Annotated in this window: 14 protein-coding genes and 3 pseudogenes; 9 read left to right on the forward strand and 8 right to left on the reverse strand. The window is 48.8% G+C overall.

Going from position 1 to position 20,142, the window contains the following annotated elements; translation table 11 throughout:
* Window positions 1–47: 47 nt before the first annotated feature.
* On the forward strand, window positions 48–539 hold the full coding sequence (locus H6F51_06350) for a hypothetical protein (GenBank protein MBD1822116.1): 492 nt from the start codon (window positions 48–50) through the stop codon (window positions 537–539).
* A 45-nt stretch (window positions 540–584) separates the two neighbouring features.
* Here the strand turns inward: H6F51_06350 and H6F51_06355 are convergent, their stop codons facing one another.
* Together H6F51_06355 and H6F51_06360 are read right to left on the reverse strand one after the other, a co-directional pair.
* A complete protein-coding gene (locus H6F51_06355) occupies window positions 585–1,289 on the reverse strand; it encodes an SDR family oxidoreductase (GenBank protein MBD1822117.1) in 705 nt (234 codons plus the stop codon).
* Window positions 1,290–1,557: 268 nt separating this feature from the next.
* Window positions 1,558–2,832, reverse strand: coding sequence for an S-layer homology domain-containing protein (locus tag H6F51_06360; GenBank protein ID MBD1822118.1), 1,275 nt, complete (start codon window positions 2,830–2,832; stop codon window positions 1,558–1,560).
* 577 nt (window positions 2,833–3,409) lie between these two features.
* On the opposite strand from H6F51_06360, the pseudogene H6F51_06365 reads away from it, so the two are divergent.
* The 4 genes and pseudogenes from H6F51_06365 to H6F51_06380 all read left to right on the forward strand — a co-directional run bounded on the left by H6F51_06365 (window position 3,410) and on the right by H6F51_06380 (window position 7,720).
* Window positions 3,410–3,517: pseudogene (locus H6F51_06365) on the forward strand (IS1 family transposase).
* Entirely contained in the window at window positions 3,516–4,373 is an 858-nt protein-coding gene (locus H6F51_06370; protein MBD1822119.1) for a hypothetical protein, read from the forward strand. The pseudogene H6F51_06365 and the gene H6F51_06370 overlap by 2 nt, the downstream one beginning before the upstream one ends.
* Window positions 4,374–4,540: 167 nt before the next feature.
* Window positions 4,541–4,792, forward strand: coding sequence for a hypothetical protein (locus H6F51_06375; GenBank protein MBD1822120.1), 252 nt, complete (start codon window positions 4,541–4,543; stop codon window positions 4,790–4,792).
* Window positions 4,793–7,720: a hypothetical protein gene (locus H6F51_06380; protein ID MBD1822121.1), complete on the forward strand. Its 2,928-nt coding sequence runs from the start codon at window positions 4,793–4,795 to the stop codon at window positions 7,718–7,720. It begins immediately after the preceding gene.
* A gap of 616 nt (window positions 7,721–8,336) precedes the next feature.
* Here the strand turns inward: H6F51_06380 and H6F51_06385 are convergent.
* Window positions 8,337–9,047: pseudogene (locus H6F51_06385) on the reverse strand (IS6 family transposase).
* Between the two features lie 361 nt (window positions 9,048–9,408).
* On the opposite strand from H6F51_06385, the gene H6F51_06390 reads away from it, so the two are divergent.
* From H6F51_06390 to H6F51_06400, 3 genes are read left to right on the forward strand one after another with little or no spacing between them, the layout of a single operon-like run.
* Window positions 9,409–13,236 (forward strand): PAS domain S-box protein, encoded by a 3,828-nt coding sequence (locus H6F51_06390; protein ID MBD1822122.1) that lies wholly within the window; start codon window positions 9,409–9,411, stop codon window positions 13,234–13,236.
* Entirely contained in the window at window positions 13,229–14,698 is a 1,470-nt protein-coding gene (locus H6F51_06395; protein ID MBD1822123.1) for a response regulator, read from the forward strand. The genes H6F51_06390 and H6F51_06395 overlap by 8 nt, the downstream gene beginning before the upstream one ends.
* Entirely contained in the window at window positions 14,691–15,059 is a 369-nt protein-coding gene (locus H6F51_06400; protein ID MBD1822124.1) for a response regulator, read from the forward strand. Before H6F51_06395 ends, H6F51_06400 begins: the two co-directional genes overlap by 8 nt.
* Window positions 15,060–15,135: 76 nt before the next feature.
* Here H6F51_06400 and H6F51_06405 read toward each other — a convergent pair whose 3' ends face one another.
* The 4 genes and pseudogenes from H6F51_06405 to H6F51_06420 all read right to left on the reverse strand — a co-directional run bounded on the left by H6F51_06405 (window position 15,136) and on the right by H6F51_06420 (window position 18,304).
* Window positions 15,136–15,387, reverse strand: coding sequence for a hypothetical protein (locus H6F51_06405; protein ID MBD1822125.1), 252 nt, complete (start codon window positions 15,385–15,387; stop codon window positions 15,136–15,138).
* Window positions 15,388–15,390: 3 nt separating this feature from the next.
* On the reverse strand, window positions 15,391–17,445 hold the full coding sequence (locus H6F51_06410; protein MBD1822126.1) for an NHLP bacteriocin export ABC transporter permease/ATPase subunit: 2,055 nt from the start codon (window positions 17,443–17,445) through the stop codon (window positions 15,391–15,393).
* Between the two features lies 1 nt (window position 17,446).
* Window positions 17,447–18,034: an ATP-binding cassette domain-containing protein gene (locus H6F51_06415; protein MBD1822127.1), complete on the reverse strand. Its 588-nt coding sequence runs from the start codon at window positions 18,032–18,034 to the stop codon at window positions 17,447–17,449.
* Between the two features lie 12 nt (window positions 18,035–18,046).
* A pseudogene (locus H6F51_06420) lies at window positions 18,047–18,304 on the reverse strand (Nif11-like leader peptide family natural product precursor).
* A 21-nt stretch (window positions 18,305–18,325) separates the two neighbouring features.
* Between H6F51_06420 and H6F51_06425 the strand changes: the two are divergent.
* The gene (locus H6F51_06425) at window positions 18,326–18,580 is read left to right on the forward strand and encodes a hypothetical protein (protein MBD1822128.1); all 255 of its coding nucleotides are present in this window, start codon (window positions 18,326–18,328) and stop codon (window positions 18,578–18,580) included.
* A 545-nt stretch (window positions 18,581–19,125) separates the two neighbouring features.
* On the opposite strand, the gene H6F51_06430 is transcribed toward H6F51_06425, so the two are convergent.
* Window positions 19,126–19,572 (reverse strand): hypothetical protein, encoded by a 447-nt coding sequence (locus H6F51_06430; GenBank protein ID MBD1822129.1) that lies wholly within the window; start codon window positions 19,570–19,572, stop codon window positions 19,126–19,128.
* Window positions 19,573–20,142: the final 570 nt, after the last annotated feature.

Consider the following 20,142-nt stretch of genomic DNA (forward strand, 5'->3'; position numbering starts at 1 on the left):
TTATTATAATTTACGATACAGTATCGTATCGATATGGGAAATCGCTCATGCAACGTCCTCGTTATGCCGATAAGGCTAGCACCCAAACTCTCGAAGAAGGGTTGGCAGAATACTACACCCTCAATCCCCATCTCACGCTACCTGAAACCCAGCCACCTGAATTTGCCAGAATTCTGCGTGCTCATGATGTCGGTCATGTCATTTATGGCTGTGACACCGGAATGTACGACGAGTTAAAACTCCTACCGCTGTTTTGGTGGACAAGTGAGTGTACCTTTCAACGGTTCCGGGAAATGAGAATGAACAATTCTGCTGTGATTGATGTGATGTACAACGACCTGATTCGAGACAAAGGCTCATTATGGCTGTATGGCAGTATTCTCAAGGTGCTTCCACAACTCATGCCGGATCTGATTTCGCTTTGGTTAAAAACGCGCAATCGCGCCCATCAAGTTCCCTTTCTAGGCTTTGAACCTCTACTCGATCGCTCTCTTCTAGATATTCGCCAGGAGTACGACTTACTGCCACTGCTTAAATAAGCAAGTCTAGTCATTATCTTGAGAAGTTGATTAATCAAGCTCTCCTTACCAGGGCACAGGCTTACCATCTCGAAAGAAGCCGCCTGTCGGTCCATCGTCAGGTAGCATCGCCGCCCAAACGACACTGGCGGCACCATCTTCTACAGGTCGCCCCCCTGCTCCTCCCATATCGGTTGCCACCCAACCCGGACAGACCGCATTCACCAAAATCCCTGCACTCTTCAGTTCAGCCGCTAGAGAACGGGTAAATGCGTTTAATGCCGCTTTAGAAACGCTATAAGCAGGAGTGCTGTTGTCCATAGTGGTGATCGACCCCGCTCCACTGGAAACATTAACAATTCGGCCGTGTTGGCTACGTCGCAGTAAGGGGACAAATACCTTACACATCCGCCACGGTCCGAATGTATTGGTACTGATTGCTTCCTGCACTGTATCAAAATCCGCTGTACTGGGTTGCTGCCAAGTATCGTAGAGGATGCCCGCATTGTTGACCAAAATATCTAGGCTTCCATACTCCTGCTCTACTTGAGCCGCAAGCCGAGCCATACTTCCCGAATCAGCGACATCGAGTTGGCGGGGAAGAACTTGTAACCCTGCGTCGATTAGTTGCGCCGCTGCCCTTTCACCTTTTTGCAAATCCCGCGAACCCAGAATTACGGTCATGCCTTTGTGAGCGAGTTGCCGCACCACCTCCAGCCCAATTCCACGATTTGCGCCTGTAACAATGGCAATACGTTCTGCTTGTAGCATAGGTGATCGCTCCATTTATAAAGGGGACAACATCATCCTATGACCTCTAGACAGCTATCTCAAGTTACAGTTGGAGGACTAGTGGGCGTTGCTGAATGAAGAAATGAATCAGGAACGTGAGCAAGATGCTCACACTACAAAAATTTGGAATGAATTAGGTAGTGTGAGCGTCTCGCTCACGTTTCAATCAGGCAAATCATACAGTAATTCAGCAACGCCATCACGTCTTTACGAAGCAGTCATGGATAGCAGATTCCGTCTACTCCAGTTAAGGAGCGACGTAAAAATCGGAACTTAGAGTCAGCCGCAGGTCGTTGGACGGATCAATCACAATCAAGTTACCAGGAGTCTGTGTTGGATTGGTCTGCCCACCTGTTGCACTTGTCAGGATGCTGCCCAAATCTACTTTTTGCCCCAACAGGACGGATAGCGCTGCCCTAGCTGCCGCAGAGGTAACAGCATCTTTCAGCGTTCCAGGATTGGTGTTTTGGTCGATCTTTTGTCCATTAACCACCTGTGATCGGGCAATGAGGGGATAGGAGCGAGTGCCAATCGTCACCTGTTGAGCAAGATACTGGGTTCCCAGAACTTGAGAGTTGCTGCTCACCGGAACCAGTTGACCGACAATTTCGCTGTCTCTCGGAATGACGACCGTTCCTTGAGCGCTTTTGATGTCATCGACAACGCGCAGGGTGAGGTTGTTGATAGTTTCGCCAGGAGTTACCACAATTTTGTTAGAACCGAGATACCGAATATTAACCGTCGTTCCTTGGGACACTTTGTAGCGGGGATCGGTGCTGACCGGAGAAGGCGTTGGGGTGGTGCCCGTCGTGGGTGAGGCGGTGATGCGGGCAATGTAGGAGTTAGCACCCTCGCTTGTGGCGATCGGGGCGAGCTTTCCTTGGTTGACTAATGCCTGATAGATATACGCGGCAACATCGGCACGAGTTGCGGTTGCATTAGGACTAAGGAAGTTGACGTTAGGATAGTTGACCACCACACTGCGTTCTGCCGCAGCTGCAACGCCCGTCTTCGCATAGTCGGGAATTTCTCCGCTGTCTCTGAAATTTGCCAGCGTGGTTGCGGTTGCGCCAGTGGGGGTGTAGTTTAAGCCGCTAGACAGCGATACGAGAGCTTGTACTTTGGGAATTTGCTGTTCGGGTTTGAAGGTATTGTCGGGATAACCGCTCATGAAGCCTGTTTCGTAGGCTTTGTTGATGGCGGCGGCTGCCCAGTATTTGGCGGCAACATCATTAAACCCACGGGCGACGCGGACTTGGTTGCTGGTAAAGGCGTTTTTGACGATCGCGGCGAATTGCGCGCGGGTGACCGGGGCATCAGGTTTGAAGGTGCCGTCGGGGAAGCCAGCGATGATCTGTTTGTCAGCAAGTGCTTCGATGAAGGGTCTTGCCCAATGGGTGCGGGTGTCGGTGAAATTAGCGGCAGTGGCGGGAGCCGAAGTGACGATCGGGACGACAGCACTTGCGGTCATACCCAAGACTAGCAGTAGGGCACTTGATGACAGATGACGAACGTTAGACATTGAGAAAACTCCGTAAAGCTTGAGAGAGTGCGATCGCAAAAGGGCTTTTCAGTGATGCTTGTTAGCTCACCGTTTATAAGTTCAACAAAGGATGCAATCGTGGATTCGCCCGTACTTCATTGTTCGGCTGCGATCGCGCATTCATTGACTACTCAGTAGTTCCGACTGAGGCTATAGAACTTTGTTCCCAAGACTTTTTATTCAGATAGAGAAGTGATGTAGAGGTCGAGGGCATCCGTAAAAGATTTGGGAGGGAAATGTCTGATTTGACACTTTGATCTTTTTACCGCAGATGTTTAACTTTGAGCTAAATCAAACAGCTCTAGAGGTTACATGCTTAAGGGCTGCTTCTGAACGTGAGAATAGCCCAATATTTTGCTATCTATCGTCACCAATGGGCAACTAGTCAATCGTGCTGTTGCTACGATAATTTGGTCGGCTGGATCTCGATGAAAATCACCAGGAAGCTGAGTAGATTCTACGCAAATTCGGGGGGTTAGCTCCAAAAGACGCATCCCAGGATAGGCTAACGCTTGATGGCGTTACATAATAGAGGGAGGAACAGAGGTGACGAATGATGGACTGTCCCGACTGCCACTCAACTCATATTCGCAAGAACGGCAAGCGCAGAGGCAAGCAGAATCACATCTGCGTGGAGTGTAAACGCCAATTTCTAGATCGCTATGATCCGTCTGATTGTCTCTGATGGCATGAGTTCTACCGTGATCAACTCCGTCACAGCAGGTCGCAAGGCACGAATTTTAGTGATTGATGACGAAGCGCGATTGGCTTCGCCAAGCCCCGAAGGATCGCATGGTAGCGAGGTCTTGCACGATCGCAATAATCGCGCAATTCCCCCTGAAGAACTGAACCAGCTTTACGACAAGATGGGCGACGGAACGATGCTGGTTGCCACACCTGTCATGAAGCGCCTGCTAACCATAACAGAGGTCGAGCAAGTGATCGTCAAAGTTTTAGAAAAAGCTGGCATCGAGGCAGATGTTTCTGAACTCATCGATATCTATCAGCGAGAAGGCACCTTCAAAACAGCACCCATCCCATCCGAGGCTGCTGAAGCGCTCGATAAACGCCTTAACTATCTGGCTCGCACAACCGTGACTCAGTTCCGCGCTGCCACTCCAGACCTTCCTGGCATGGTAAAGGGAACACTGGCAACGAGCCGATGGTGTGAGCGATTAGGAGTAGACGCGATCATCTCCAAAAACGACATCAAAGGGGATGATGGTATTCTCTCTAAGCCGGGGATCAAAGAAGTTGAGGAATTCTGGATTAATCGTAAATCGGATGGGAAGTACGGTGAGCAGGTGGTCGGTCCACAAGTCAAAGGCTGCATTCCTGACGCAACGCTGACCGAATTTAATCCGCGTATGTTGGCGCAAGCCGAGGCACTGGCAGCGGTTGCAGTTGACCCACGACGATTAGGGCAATACTACCTGGATCAAAAGGACAAACAGCGAGAAGTTCTGGCAACTGACGATAGCGAAGTAGACGAGCAATCTGATGGCTCTATGAGGTCTTGAAGTCTGATCAGTTCGGGCAACTAGATCAATTTAGCAAGATTAACTATGAACTGGATCGCTACCTGCGCGGTGAACGAGTCGATCTAGCTGTAGGTGGCATCTACGTTCCCTCCGCAATAGCACAGCACCACGCCCAGATGATGCCTTAGGAGGTTTGTAATAGAGACTTGCCACATGGCGCGATCGTGGCGTATTACCGCTTTCCCTTCCCCAGCGTGGGAGCCGCCGCGATCGCAGTTAACAACACCAAAGTCCTAGCGCAAGCAGATCCAGAAGCATTTCGGAAAGAGGGGGTTGCCTATCTGAATCCGTGGACGGCAAAGCACGTTGCAATCACTGATTTTGACAAAGATGCCAATGGCTATTTTGTTGGCTATCTCCCTACGGTTGAGGATGTGCCCAATCAGATTCGAGCGTAGTTGGCATCGACCGTCGATCAATCACCTGCCGAGCAGTACGAAGCCGGACGATCGCTGTTCGGGCAATTAATCGCCCAGATGCAAACTGAGCCAGAGCACGCTCTAATTCGTCCTGGTGATTTTCCAGTTGCCGTTGCTGAAATCATCGATCGTAATGCCCCAGACCGAAAACCGCCAGAAATCGTGAAGCAGAAGAAAGTCAAACACGCCTGGGAGCAGGCACACGAATCCCTGTCTGAAGCAATCTGGAGAGCCTGGGAAATTACCGCGAATAATCCCACGGGCAAAGTGGCGAATGTCGGTATGATTCTTCAGTCTCTCGCGTTAGAGACCCAGTACATTGCTGCTGAGCAGAAAGAGCCATTGCTAGTCCAGATTTCAACCCATTACAAGAAACTGCTGAATTCTGATACCGTTATTCCTGACGACACAGCCCTTCTCTCAAATGGCTTCCCTGCTTACGGTTTTAGAAATCGGATGGACGCGATCGCGCAAGCTGCTGAGCAATTATCGACAATGCTGGATGTCGAGCAGCGGCAGCAGTTCGTCGAAGCCCAACTCAACAATGTTTATCAGCTTTTAACAGATGTCGTTGACGGTCCCAACGCGGTTAACCTGCAAACGGCAGTTGATACTGCTAAAAGTTCAAAGGGCATTGATAAATCGATTCAAGCGTTTGCCAAAGCTCTCGCCCACAGACTCCATGAACTTCGTCAGCATCAGAAGGACCCAACGATTTACACGAATGGGAAGCTGATGCCGACTAATACTCAGGAACCGATCGGGTGGGGCGTGGAAGCGATGAACCGTCTCTACGAAGCAACTCAATTGGCGGAGTATTCGAACGAAGCATACCGGGATCTTTTTCCTAAGGATTTCACGCCGGAACAGGAAGAAAAAGCCCTTATGCTCGTGGAAGCCTACAACAATTTGGTGAAGCAAACGATCGAAACCAAAGAACGACTGCGCGAGAATCGTCCAGAAGACCAGCAACCCACGCTTATCTTGACCTCGCCTAAAACAGGCAAACATCTAACGCTCCAGCGACTTTGTGATGTCAACCCGGACGACTCACCGATTTGGGAAGCAAATAGTGAAACCAATTGGCAGACCTTCATTCAGGCAAATCCTAGAGTCACAAAGAGCAATCCAGAGCAATTTCTCGTTCAGCGGGTTCTCCGTGCTGAAGATGGAACAGAAACGCGAATTCCTCTGGGTTTTGTTGCGCCGGAGTCAGCGATCACACATAACCTGGAAGAGCGCTTTGGGCAGCATTCGCGAATTCCGCTTGCTAATCCATCGGTTCAGTTTCGTCCATCTCTGGTGCTGCAAAGTGATGCCAAAGAACAGTTAGCTAGAGCAGCTCAATATCTTCAAGATGCCGTCGCAACTATCCCAACCGAAGAACGCATGGCCTACGCTTCGGCAATGTGGCGACAGAGTTCGGGGATGGGCGTTGTCCTCAAGGCATTTACGCGAGAGATCTGCCAGCGGCTGCAAGCCGTTCCCGAAATTACCCTGACAGGTATTCAGCGAGAAACGAACGAAGTAGGTCGAATTCCAGATGGGGAATATACGGTCCGATTCAGCCAGTACGCCTATCAAACCAAGGGTGGCGAAACTCGGACGACGCAATCTGTTGCGATCGTTGAAGCCGACGGAACAGAGAAACAGTTTGGCGCAATTGATCCCCGATCAATGCGACTGCCCGTTGGCACGACCGTTATAGCCCAAATTACGACTCCTCTAGCAGACAAAGTGACAGCAAAAACTCCAGTGGGAGAGATCAGCATTAAGAAGATTCTGGAGCATGACTTGCGCGATCACGCTTGGCAGCCCGATTCGGCAATGCTTTATATCGGGTATCAAGACCAGATCGCGATCGCGCAGGTGGAAATAGATGGCACTCGCAAAACATTAGGTATTCTCGATTCGACCTCCGAGCGGAAATTGAAGAGTTCTAAATTGCTACAAGTAGGAAGTTTCCAAGGAACTCAGGCAGTTCTCAATCAGGAAGCTGGCAACGTGGCTCAAGTGCAAGTCATGAGTTTGATCGCACAACCTCTTGCTAAATCCGTCCAACGAGCAATGCAGGAGCGATCTAGCGAGGTGGCAACAGAACTGGCTACCTCTTCAGCCGTCAAAATCACGGGCAAACCAGTGCAGATGACGTATCCGCTGATGATGTACGGCGAGGTAAATCCACTTCCAGTCGGTAACTGTTTGGAGGCAATGCGCGGCTACGGGCGCTGCCACACTACACGCACCTTTGAACCCTACAAAGCCTATGCTTTCAAAGAAGGCGATGTTGCGATCGCCTATGCGGGAGAACGAAAAGTTACCTTCCGAGTCGGCGAACAATATCGCATTACTCCTGCAATGGTTGCTGACTCAGCCTACCAACAGCAGTGGGCAGACATGGAAAAACATAGCGCAAAGGCATTGCCTCAGCTTTTCCTGAATAAGCAGGAAGTTTGGGGATTAAAGATGGAGCCGTTGGGCGACTATGTAGATGGGCGGATTAAGCCATTTCCGCCTACTCAACCGATTCAGGTACAGCCTCTTCAACCTGCACCGCCATCAGCAGTGGTAGCACCAGAGCAGAGTTACTCACCTTCTAGACAGGAGTTGCTCGATTGGTACACTGCTGTCAAAGCGAAAGGAGACATTTCTCGATTAGAGGGGATCAAGGCAATCGGAAACCGCTTGAGGCAGGTGTTTAACCAAGAGCAAGGTAATTCTGAAGCCATAGCAGCGCCGCCGCCAGACTATCGGAACTCAGAGGTTACGATCAGCCTGAATGAGCGAAAAATGATGCGTCGCGATATTACTAATTTTCAGACCGCCATTAGTGCTTTGCACAACTCCGCAGGAACCATGCAGCTTCAATCTGCTGAAAAAACGCAACCAATTCAAGTCGAACGCTAACGCTCAATTTCCCGGCTGTTATTCTGCTGACTTCGGGATTGGTTCTGCTGTCGCTCAAAGCTGCGATCAACCTAGCGGGTCATTTGCCTCGAAAGTAGCCATTACTAAAACGTCGAGTACTGGCATCAAACAAGTATTTGGCGCTTTTAGAAATGGCGATGTTCATGCCAAATAATCCACTAGCTCTCGAATCCTTACAGTGGACATATCCGCATCAATTTCGTGAATCGCACATTGTCGATCACAAGTCGCTTGATTTGCTACTCCAGTGAAGTTAGCGCAAGGCGCAGGGCAAGGAAATTGCTCCAAATGACGAATTAAACTTAGAGATTTTGGTTTCCCATAACTTGTCTTGTGTTCATTCGACAAACCGCTAGAAGTGCTCCAGAACATTTGTTACAGAGCCCTTTAGAGGTTATATTTTGAGAATCACAAACGACCGGATACTGTTGGCGAACTCAGATTGGGATCACAATCAGGTTTCTGCCAAAGCTGCAAATCGAGAGACGCGATTTTTTGGGTTGTGTCGCAAAAATGGTAGGGTAGGGAGGCTCAATTTTCGGTTCTGTCGCAAAGCTTTTAAAGCGACATACGAACTGGTTTCGTTCGTATTGTTTTAAGCAATCACTCCGAAGAGTTCATTGATGAATCTTGCTTGAGATACACTATCCCCTTGACTGATTCCCTTCACTTGTCCTTTACGAAGCATTGCCATTGCCTCTATCCCGCGCAACGTTCTCTTGGCTGTGTTGAAGATTGAAATCCCATCGGCGGTCTGACAATGCGCTTCACGTTGCGATGGTCTTGCTCAATCATGTTGTTCAAGTACTTGCTCTGTCGTAATTCGGTCTCGGCTCTCAATGTTTTGTCCTGCTTCAACTCATCCATTGCCACGGGATAGGCATCATTCTTATCGACGGTAATCACTCGGGGCGTTTGAGTGTGTTTCGCTCCCAACACTTTACGGAAAAAGCGTGCCGCCGCTTTTCCGTCTCGCTTCGCACTCAGCACAAAATCCAGGGTGTTGCCTGCCGAATCTACCGCTCGGTACAGGTACTTCCATTCTCCCCGGATTTGGATATAGGTCTCGTCGACTCTCCACGAATCACTCGTGGGACTTAAGAACCGTCTAATGCGTTTGTCTATTTCTGGGGCAAACTTCAAAACGAGCGCGATTAATGGTCGAATGATCCACGGCGATTCCCCGCTCCGCCATCATTTCCTCCAAATCTCGGTAGCTCAAGGAATAACGACAATATCAGCGCACATTTAGCAAGATGATTTCAGGCAGAAAGTGATGCCATTTGAACAGCGTGTCAGTCCTCATTGAGAGCAAGACTAGAGAAAATTGGGCGTTGCTGAATGATGGCATGAATTCCGGGTTTGCCCTCATCCCCAACCCTTCTCCCCAGGGAGAAGGGAGCTAGAAATACTCTTGTTCCCTCTCCCCAGGGAGAGGGTTAGGGTGAGGGCAGCAACCCATTTAAACGAAGAAAACATACCGCTATTCAGCAACGCCGAAAATTGAACTTCCCCCCCTACCATTTTTGCAACACAACCATTTATGCTTGTTCAAGAGACACGAAGTGCTTTTGAGGTTCAACGGATAACCGATTTTCTGCCCGCTCTGGTTTGAAATTTTTAGAACGTTTATCGTTATTTTTTTAGTCGTATTTGAGGATGAGGTAATGGCTGATCTGGCTACAAGCGTCGTCGAGCAACTGCAAGCGAGAGTTGAGAAGCTAGAAGCACAGCTAGATCAGTTAACAGCAAGCGAAGCCAAGTTCCGAGCGATCGCAGAATACGCCAGCGATACGATCTGTACCCTCAGCTCCGAAGGCAACATTACTTACCTTTCTTCCAATGTTCAGGAGACGATCGGCTACAGTGCGATCGAGCTAGAAGGGCAAAGCTTTCAGTCGTTGCTGCACGCTGAGGATCTAGTCGATTGCACCGAGATACTTCAGCAGGTGATTGCAACTCACCGACCCCATACAGGTTTAGAATATCGGGTGCGACACAAGCAGGGGCACTATGTCTGGCATCGTGCTAACCTGTCGGTCTGTCCGGATCAAGATGGACAGGCGATGCTGATTGCGATCGGGCGAGATGTCACTCACGAAAAAGAAACAGAAGCGGCTCTGGCAAAAACTCAGGCGCAATTTGAAGCAATTTTACAAAATGCGAGCATGCCGATTTTTGCCAAGGATTTAGAAGGGCGTTATCTATTTGCGAATCGCTGGGTCTCAGAGGAAGTAGGACTGCCGATCGATCAAATTCTAGGCAAAACCGATGCTGATTTATTACCTCCAGATGTTGTAGAGATGTTGCAGGCGAACGATCAACTGGCGCTGCAATCCGGTCAGGCGATTTGGACTGAAGAAGTCATTCACACGCCCCACAGCGAATCAATCTATCTTGCCGTCAAGTTCCCGCTTCTCGATCCCGATGGCATTCCCTATGCAATTTGTGGCATCTCTACTAATATTACGGACTTAAAGCGGGCGGAAGCTGAACTCCGAGCCTCAGAAGCCCGACTGAACGAGATTCTGGATCGTACCTCTGCCGCAATCGCAAACTATCGAATCTATGCCGATCGAAGATTTGAGCCAGATTATTTCTCGTCTGGAAGTCTACAGCTTTGGGGCTTTACACCAGAGGAACTTCTCACAGATTTGCAACCGTGGCTGTCTCGTTACCACCCCGATGATTTGCAAACGATCCTCGATGAAGCATTTGATTTCATTTTTAGCGAACGTCCCTACACTCACGAATACCGCTATCATCACCCTGACGGCAGCTTGCGCTGGATTCAGTTAAATTTAACTCCTTATTGGGATGAGGCAGAGGGCTGTTGGCACACAGCGTCTTTTTCGATCGACATTACCGATCGTAAACACACAGAAGCGGCACTCTTTGAAGCACAGCAGTTTGCTCAAAGCATTGCCGAAAAAACTCCGACGGTCGTCCACATCCATGACATCGTAGCACAACGTAATCGGTACAGTAATCGATCAGTGTTTGAACTCTTGGGATACACAGCCGACGAAATTGCAGCAATGGGAGCAGACATGCTGCCGACTCTGATTCATCCCGATGATCTCGGTGCGGTGATGGAGTATCAAAAAGCGATCGCGGCGGCGGCTGACCATGAAGATCTAGAAATCGAATGTCGAATGCACCATGCAAACGGCGATTGGCGCTGGGTGTTGTGCCGCGATAGGGTGTTCAAACGGGATGAGCGCGGCAATATGGTTCAACACATTGGAACACTGCAAGATATTACCGATCGCAAGCTTGCTGAACAAGCCCTCCGACGCAGCGAACAGAAATATCGCAACATTTTTGAAAACTCCTATGTAGGGGTTGGGAGAGCGAAATTTAGCACGGGCACTATTCTAGAGTGCAATCAGCGCATGGCAGACCTACTGGGCTATGATCATCCCTCGGAATTGTGCAATCAACCGTGGAAAAAACACTGCCCCAGCGAAGAACAAGCCCAAAGCATCATGACTGCCTTGCAAGAACATGGCATGGTCAACACGGAAGTCTCAGTTCAAGTTCTAGATGGTTCGCTTCGCTGGTGGTTAATGTCTAATCGAGTCAATTTCGATGATGACTGTATTGATTTTTTGGTGGCTGATATTACTGATCGCAAACGCCTAGAAGAGGATCTCCGTCAGTCTCAGCAGTTTCTCAACAGCGTGATTGAAAATATTCCGCTTGGGTTCTTTGCTAAAGATGTTCGCAATGATTTTCGTTACGTGCTGATCAATAAATGTGCTGAACTGTATGTCGGTTTTACCCAAGCGCAAGGCATCGGGCGCAATGACTATGAGCTATTGCCTGAATCAGAAGCAGACTATTACCGCAAACAAGATCAAGCGGTGGTGAAAGCACGATCGCTGATCGAAACTCCTGAAGTTGATATTACAACAGCGACAGGAGAACGCTTACTGACCCGTGTGATCAAGTTTCCTTTATTTGATGACATGGGTAATCTGACGCACTTACTTTGCCTCAACGATGACATCACCGAGCGCAAACAGCGAGAACAGGAACTACGCCTCGCTAAAGATGCAGCAGAAGCAGCTAATCGCGCTAAAAGTACCTTTCTCGCTAACATGAGTCATGAACTCCGCACTCCGCTCAATGTCATTCTCGGCTTCACGCAACTCATGGAGCGAGAAAGTGCATTGAACGATCGACAGCGCGGCTTTATCACGACGATCAACCGGAGCGGAGAGCACTTGCTGAATTTGATCAACGACGTGCTGGAGATGTCCAAGATTGAAGCGGGACGAATTGTGCTTCATCCTGAACCGTTTGATCTGCGGCATTTATTGGACATGCTGCAAGAAATGTTTCGGATTCGAGCAGAAGTAAAGCATCTCTCTCTCTCGTTTGATTTGTCGCCGGATCTGCCTGCGATGATTGTGGCTGATGAAGGGAAACTCCGGCAGGTTTTGATCAATCTTCTGAGCAACGCGGTGAAATTTACCGATCGGGGAAGCATTACGCTACAAGTCCACCTGAAAATCGAAGAGCAGCAAGGTCACAATGACTCGATCGTGCTTTCTCCTTTGCTTCACTTTGCAGTAAGTGACACGGGTAGCGGGATTGCCCCCGAAGAAGTTGAGCAATTGTTTCAGCCCTTCATGCAAACGGCAAGCGGGATTCAAGTCAAAGAGGGCACTGGATTGGGATTAACCATTAGCCGTCAATTTGTGCAATTGATGGGCGGTGACATCCAGATTCAAAGCGCAGTAGGTCAGGGATCAACGTTTATGTTTCAAATTCCAGTCACGCTCACTCAAGCTTCGATTCCGTCTCGCTCGATCTCCTCAAAACAGGTACTAGGACTAGCACCAGATCAACCGAATTATCGATTATTGATTGTGGACGATCAACCCGACAATTGCAGATTACTGACACATCTCCTACAAGCGTTTGGATTTGAAACCCGCAGCGCGAATAATGGACAAGAAGCGATCGCATGCTGGCAAACTTGGCATCCTCACCTGATCTGGATGGATATGCGAATGCCGATTATGGATGGCTATGAAGCGACTCGACACATTCGCGCTCTAGAAAGAGCAAGCAACACGCAGCAACCGACAAAAATCCTGGCGCTGACTGCGAGTGCGTTTGAAGAACAACGAGCCACAATTCTGACAGCAGGTTGCGATGATTTTGTGCGAAAACCGTTTCGAGCGCAAGTCATTGCTGACAAACTCAAGGAGCATTTAGGTGTGCAGTTTATTTATGCGGAACCCTTAGAAGCTGTTACTCCTGTAGTTCAGAAGCCTCAATCGCAATTCACAATTCAAGTGATGCCCTCAGAATGGATTCTGAACTTACAGCAAGCTGCGATCGAGGTTGATGGGGATCGAGTGTTGCAACTAGTGGCAGAGATTCCCTCCGCGCACGCTTGTTTAGCAGAGCAGTTGAACAATTTAGTCCAACGTTTCTGTTTTGATGAGATCCTAGAACTGATTGGAGAAATTGATGGATAGAAACGGCTACAAAGGTGACATTCTGATTGTGGATGACACCCCGGAAAATTTGACTTTACTGACCGAAATGCTGAAGCAAGAGGGGTATAAAGTCCGTAGTGTCACTAAGGGATCAACGGCTTTACGTGGGGCGCAGGCGGCTCCGCCCGGTGTGATTCTGCTGGATGTGAATATGCCAGAAATGAATGGTTACGAAGTCTGTCGGCAGTTAAAACTCCACGATCGTACTCGTGACATTCCCGTTATCTTCATTAGTGCGTTGGGAGATGTGCTAGACAAAGTAAAAGCCTTTGAGGTGGGTGGTGTAGACTACATTACTAAACCTTTTCAAATCGCAGAAGTCAAAGCACGAATTACGACTCACCTCACCGTTTGTCGGTTACAGCAGCAGCTTCAGGTTCAAAACCTGCAACTTCAGGCAGAAATCCGAGAACGGCAACAAGCCGAAGATAAGTTTGCCAAAGTGTTTCGCACCAGTCCACACCCGATCGCGATTACAACTCACAGCGAGGGACGATTTGTAGAAGTGAATCCTGCCTTTCTTCAACTCACGGGTTACACGCAATCCGAGATAGTTGAACTGACTGTTGCAGATTTGAACTTAGACATCGATCACGATTCCCAAACTATCTATAACCAAGAGTGCGAACTACGAACAAAATTAGGCAAAAAACGAACTGTATTGCTGTCTCTGGAAAACATTGAGCTAGACGGCGTACCTTGTATTCTGAATCTAGTCAATGACATTACTCAACGCAAGCGTTTAGAAAATGAATTTATCTCTGTGGTCAGTCATGAGCTGCGAACCCCTCTTTCCTCACTCATGGGTGCGTTAGATGTATTAGGGACAGGGCAGCTAGGGAGCTTAAATAATCAGGGTCAATCTGTGTTGAATATTGCCATTACCAGCACTGAGCGGTTGACCCGGTTAATCAATGACATTCTTGATTTGGAGCGATTGAAGTTCGGCAAAATTACACTACACCTAGCTCAATGCGACTTAGCTCAAGCGATGATTCAGGCAACCGAGGGGATGCAGGCTATGGCAAACCATGCTCAGGTGCAGCTACAGCTCCAACCTTTATCCGTCATGCTATGGGCAGATTGCGATCGTTTAATCCAAACGTTCACGAACTTACTCAGCAACGCGATTAAGTTCTCTGAGCCAGGTAAAACAGTGTGGCTGGATGCAGAGATGAAAAGCGCGGATTCGGTTTTGCTGACCGTGCGCGATCAGGGGCGAGGCATTCCCGCTGACAAACTGGACTTAATCTTCGATCGATTTCAGCAAGTCGATACCTCTGATAATCGCGCCAAGGGTGGGACTGGATTAGGATTAGCAATCTGTCGCAGCATTGTTGAACAACATCAGGGTAAGATCTGGGTAGAAAGCACTTTGGGACAAGGAAGTACGTTTTTTGTCGCTTTACCCCTTGCACTGCCGGACAAGAGCTATGAGTAGATGTGTCTTGATTGTTGATGATGAGAAAGATGTACTGTCGGTCATACAGATGGGTCTAGAAATGAGTGCAGGCTGGAGAGTGTTAACAACTACTTCCGGGAAAGAAGCCGTTGCGATCGCGACAGAATACCAGCCCGATGTGATCTTGCTCGATTGGATGATGCCAGAAATGGATGGACGAGCAACGCTGCAAGCGCTACGATCAAATTCTGCAACAAGCAGCATCCCGGTAATTCTAGTGACTGCTAAAACCCAGTCGCCAGATGGTGATACCTTTGCGGGGATCGAGGTTGCAGCAATTCTTACGAAGCCGCTCCGTCCACTAAAGTTGGCAGAGCAAGTCGATCGAGCGTTGGCTTAGAAAGTCCAAATTTGATCGAAATTCTACATCGTCTGCGGTTCAAGCAGTCGCTCAACGCAAGTCTGTTCTATTAGTCCTAATTGCTAGATGGGGAAGTAGGCAATTGGTACTCCTCAGCACCAGTAGGGACATGAAGACCTTGAGTTAACTGCGATTGTCGATAGCGGAACATCATTAGTCCTCCAACCAAGCCAAGCAGAATTAACAGCCCCAAGGCAGTGAGCGGTAGCCAATCTAAAGGCTTGATGATCTGCACGGCTTGATCAAGACGCTCTGGAGAGCGCAATCGTTCTAGTGAGGTTCTGCGGAATAAATGCTGATTATTCATGACTTAAATCGATTGACGGGCAATGAGGGTTTGGAATAGACCGGGCTGTGTCGCTAATTGATCGAAAGTGCCTTGTTGAACAATGCTGCCATGATCCAGGACATAGATACGATCAGCTTGACGAATCGTACTTAAGCGATGGGCGATCATAATGCGAGTGATATTGAGTTGCTCTAGGTTGCGGTTCACGGTGGCTTGGGTGAGATTATCTAAAGCGCTTGTCGCTTCATCTAAGAGTAAAATTCGCGGTTTCAGCCCTAGAGCGCGAGCAATGAATAATCGCTGTCGCTGACCTCCTGACAGATTTAATCCTCCTTCTGACAGCAGCGTGTGCATCTCCATCGGCATCGATCGAATATCATCAGCAATTCCAGCCAGTCGAGCCGCTTCCCAAGCCTCATCCAACGTGACTATTGCGCCGTTAGCAATGTTCTCGAAGATTGAGTAATTCTGTAGGCGACCTTGTTGTAGAACTACCCCCAGTTGTCGTCGTACTGCCGTGATATCCAATTCCGCTAAGTCCTGATCGTCATAGTAAACGGTTCCTGATTCAGGAGTGTCAAAGCCCAACAGCAATCGAAATAAGGTTGATTTACCACTGCCGGAAGCTCCCACTAAGGCAATCAGTTCGCCAGGCTCGGCTTCTAGTGTTACCTGGTTTAGTGCGAGAGGACTCTGATCTCGATAGCGAAAATCAACGCGATCGAGCTTAATTCGTCCCGTCAGTTTCTCAGGATTACGGTGACTTGTGTCGACTTCAGGCGTTGCTTGGAGAATCGGTTGAGCTTGCTCCCAGAGCACTTCAGCTTGCAGGAATTGCGTCAGCGTGTTGCTTAAGCCTGTGGCACCCTGGATAAATGCGCTGAACGCAACATTAAACGCTAGGAACGTGCCGATCAACAGTCCAAATTGATGAATCAAGAGGGCGGCAAGTCCAAACAGAAACATTGAACTCACGGTGGAGAGTAGTGTGTTGAACACCATCAGCAGGTCTTCGATCGCTTGCGTTTTCAGCATGACCTGAAGTTGCTGGCGATAGAGCGTATGCCAATAGTCGAAGGCACGATTCTCGGCTCCTGCTACGCGCAGTTTCGCAATTCCGCCGAGCAGTTGAGTCATCGTGCCAAAGATGATTCCTTCTAGAGTCTGACGAGATCGGTAATGTTTGAGCGCGATCGCTCTAATCCGAGCCGTTACCACAAGAATTGTTCCTGCAATCAGCGTGACAACAATCGCGAGCGGGACGTTATAGATAAACAATAGTCCTAGATTGAGCAGTGCAAAGAGACTCGTTAACAGAGTCGAGAGTGTTACCCCACCAAATAATTCTCGAATTTGGTTGATCGATAGAACGCGGGTTCTTAGATCACCACTGGTATATTGCCGAAAAAACGAGAGTTTCAGCCTCAGCACATGATCCCAGAGGGCCGCTTGCGCCGTCATTTCCGCGATCGTTTGCACTCTCAGAATCACGCGCCGTTGGGCAATTTGAAAAATGGCAACCGCGAGACTGATGACCAGCAATCCTGCTCCAATGAGTAGTAGAAGGTCTCGATCCGCGGTAGGAATCGCTTGAGTGATCAGTAGCACGATCGCTTGGGGTGTCACCATTCCTAACAGCACCGCAGCCAATCCAAGCCAGAGAATCCGAACTCCATCGGCAAGGCGATTAGCGAGTGCAAAGTGCAGAAGCGCGATCGCGCTTTCTATTTGGTGGGGGAAGGGACGATAAAACATCCAAGCAGAGGGCGAAATTTGAGCGGCAGTGTGGGCATTGATCGGAATGCGCTTGTGCGTTACGGGATCGAAGTATTCATACTTTCCGGCTGCAATGGGAAGTAGGGCGATCAGTTGCTCGGTTGCTTCTAGATAGCCGAGTAGAGATCCGCTATCAGTTTTCCACCAGCCTGGTTCTAGCAGAATGCGACGCTTGCGAATGCGGGACGATCGCGCAATGTCTTCAAGTGGATCTTTCGTCGATCGATCAGATTGAGGGGGGTGAAGAACAATGCCTTGAGTCCGTGCTACGGCTCCGGCAGCAATGAGTAAAGCGTCCATCTTAATCTGCTCCTGCTAAACGAATTAAATCGGCATAGCTGCCTTGGGCCGCCCATAAGCTCTCATGAGTGCCGCGCTCCACAACTTGGTTAGTGCCTAGGACAAGAATTTCATCACAATCGCGGATCGTGCTTAAACGGTGCGCCACAATCAAACAGGTACAACCGCGTTGCTGTAGATTTTTCACAACGCGCAGTTCCGTGTCTGCATCAAGGGCACTTGTCGCTTCATCTAAGATCAAAAAAGTAGGATCTGTGATTAATGCGCGGGCAATTTCTAACCGTTGCCGCTGTCCTCCACTGAGGTTTGCGCCTGCTTCTAGCACTTGCGCTGAAAATCCGCTTGGTAAGGACTGGATTGTGTCATACACCTCTGCATCCTGGCAGGCTTTTACAAGTTGTGCTTCAGAAATCGTGGTATCCCAAAGCGTGAGATTGTCTCGCACACTGCCGCCAAACAAAAAGATATCTTGCTCAATCATCGATACAGATTGAATGAATGTTGAGGGATTAATTGCGCCTTCAGGCATCCCATCGAATAGAATCTCACCCGACCAAGGTTGATACAAGCCAGCGACCAGCCGCGCGATCGTAGATTTAGATTAGAACGTTGTGCAGCGCTTGGTGTAGCAGATGTACGGTTTGCCACCACTCACGCCTAGTAGCTCTTCTTCGCTCAGTTCGTTCGAGCCAGCCTTGAGTTCATTGAGCAATTGGCTCACGCTGTCTACTGTGAGAGAGTAGCCTTTTTCTGCACCAGCAATTACCAGCAGTTTGACCACTTCGGCTTGGTTAGCTGCGGCTTTGATTTGAGCTTGCAGTTAAGCGTTTTGCAGCAGTTCTTTAAGGTTGTTAAGCATTTGATTTCTCCAAATTGGTGGATGGTTTCGTGTTCAGCGCCCGTTGTTTGGTTGGTGTCGCTTGAACTGATTAGAAGTAAAGTAATCAATCGAGGAGAACTAGGGGAGAAAATCCGGGCGAAAGTTGAACATGTTTTCGGCGATTGGATCATGACGATGGTCGGCAAACTCGTGCGCTCGATTGGGCTTGACGCAGTGAGCGCGATGCTCGGACTCAAGCACTTAACTTACAATGTCAAGCGATTCGTGTATCATCAAGCTCAAATTACAGCTTAATCAGGGCAAGCGAACCGGGCTTCTCGCTCACCGAGCAATGAAAGTTGCTCCTTTCCCGCTTCAATTTGAATGTGGGTTCTTAAGCGGTTAATTTTTCGAGGTTCCCTCTACTTGTTTGATGAAGTATCGCCGCTCTCGATCGACCAGCCGGGACTCGATCGCGCCTGAGATGCTGAGATTTTGGGTCTGTCGCCTAATCTGCTCATAAGTGAGACCAGAGTGACTAATTCGCTGCGGGTGAGTCCGTCTGTCTCGTTGAGAATTTTTAGAATGCGCTCAATACAGGTCAGCAACGCTTATCACAGGGAGAACGAATCTCTACATCAGAAAAACTGGATTTTGTTGACTATAAATCAGGAAGAGTAAATTAAGAATTTAGAACGGTAACTACTGAAGCGGAATGCTCGTCACCTTCCAGACCAGCCAAAAGGCGATCGTGGGCTGCCGCCAATTCGCTAGTGATTGAAGATATCAAAGGGTATCAACGCCCAATCAGTTAGCTTATGCTGCTATTGCCTGATGGTACATTTCTATTCGTAAGCTCTCTAACGGGTTAGAATTTCTCGATTTGCCCTTTCCTTCTCGCCTTTAAGGACGATCGGATCAAAGTTAACTTTGATCGTTTTCCCTGTTTTCCTGCCATTGACAACCTCCTTGAAGGAACCGGATGGAAAGTTGCAGTATCCTCGAACTTCACTGATCAGTTTTCCACGAATGTAGTCTCTAGCAAAACAATTCGTGTCGCTACCAGAGATGATAACTGTCCGAAACTGATCCCCAGACCACAGCAGGCTCTTATCAACTGTCAGCTCAACAACAATTCGACTATCCGTTTTTCCTATGCCCAAGTCGTTGTTAAAAACTTCCGTACTGAGAGGTTCTGGACTGCTGCTATTGAAAGTGATTTGCCCTTCGGTAGTAGCGCGGACGGAAGGAAAGCAACCAGGTAGAAGAATTAGAACGGACGAGATCACCAATCCGAGTTTGTTCATTTTCGCTTAGTGCAGGCTTTTTTGCTGTGTAATATACAAAGCCTACTCACCTTTTTCCAAAAGCATCTTCAAATCTGTGACAGCTATTTGTGGTTGCTTTTGTCCGGATACACTTAGAGGATGTTTCAGAAGTATAAAAAGGCTTCTCGCTTCGATTGCAGTCCATCCGTGATTTTCAATCACGGGCTATCGGCACAAAGTCCACTTAAGGGACTAAAAGCCATGTCTTGCAGGCACTTCAGTCGGTTTCACCCGGCTTTGTGTCGATAGCCCCGACTTCCAGTCGAGCGGCGGATGATGCAATGAACGACTACCTCTAAAACATCCTCTTAGATCTCCGGAGACACTCAGAACGCCTCGACTCGAATATCACCTGCGCACCTTTCGCACTCGCTGAGTTTACTCTCAAGCTCTACTTCTGCAAGTCGCGCCTGAACAAACATAAGATCAAAACAAAACAGAGATGATATTAAGCGCATGAATTCAAAGCCCCCCTTTCGAGAACTCGGACGGAAATCCCAAAAGCACAAACTCAAGTCTGGAATCAAACAACGATTCAATGGAGCCTGT

Source organism: Cyanobacteria bacterium FACHB-DQ100 (genome assembly GCA_014695195.1).
In the GTDB taxonomy this organism is placed as follows: domain Bacteria; phylum Cyanobacteriota; class Cyanobacteriia; order Leptolyngbyales; family Leptolyngbyaceae; genus Leptolyngbya.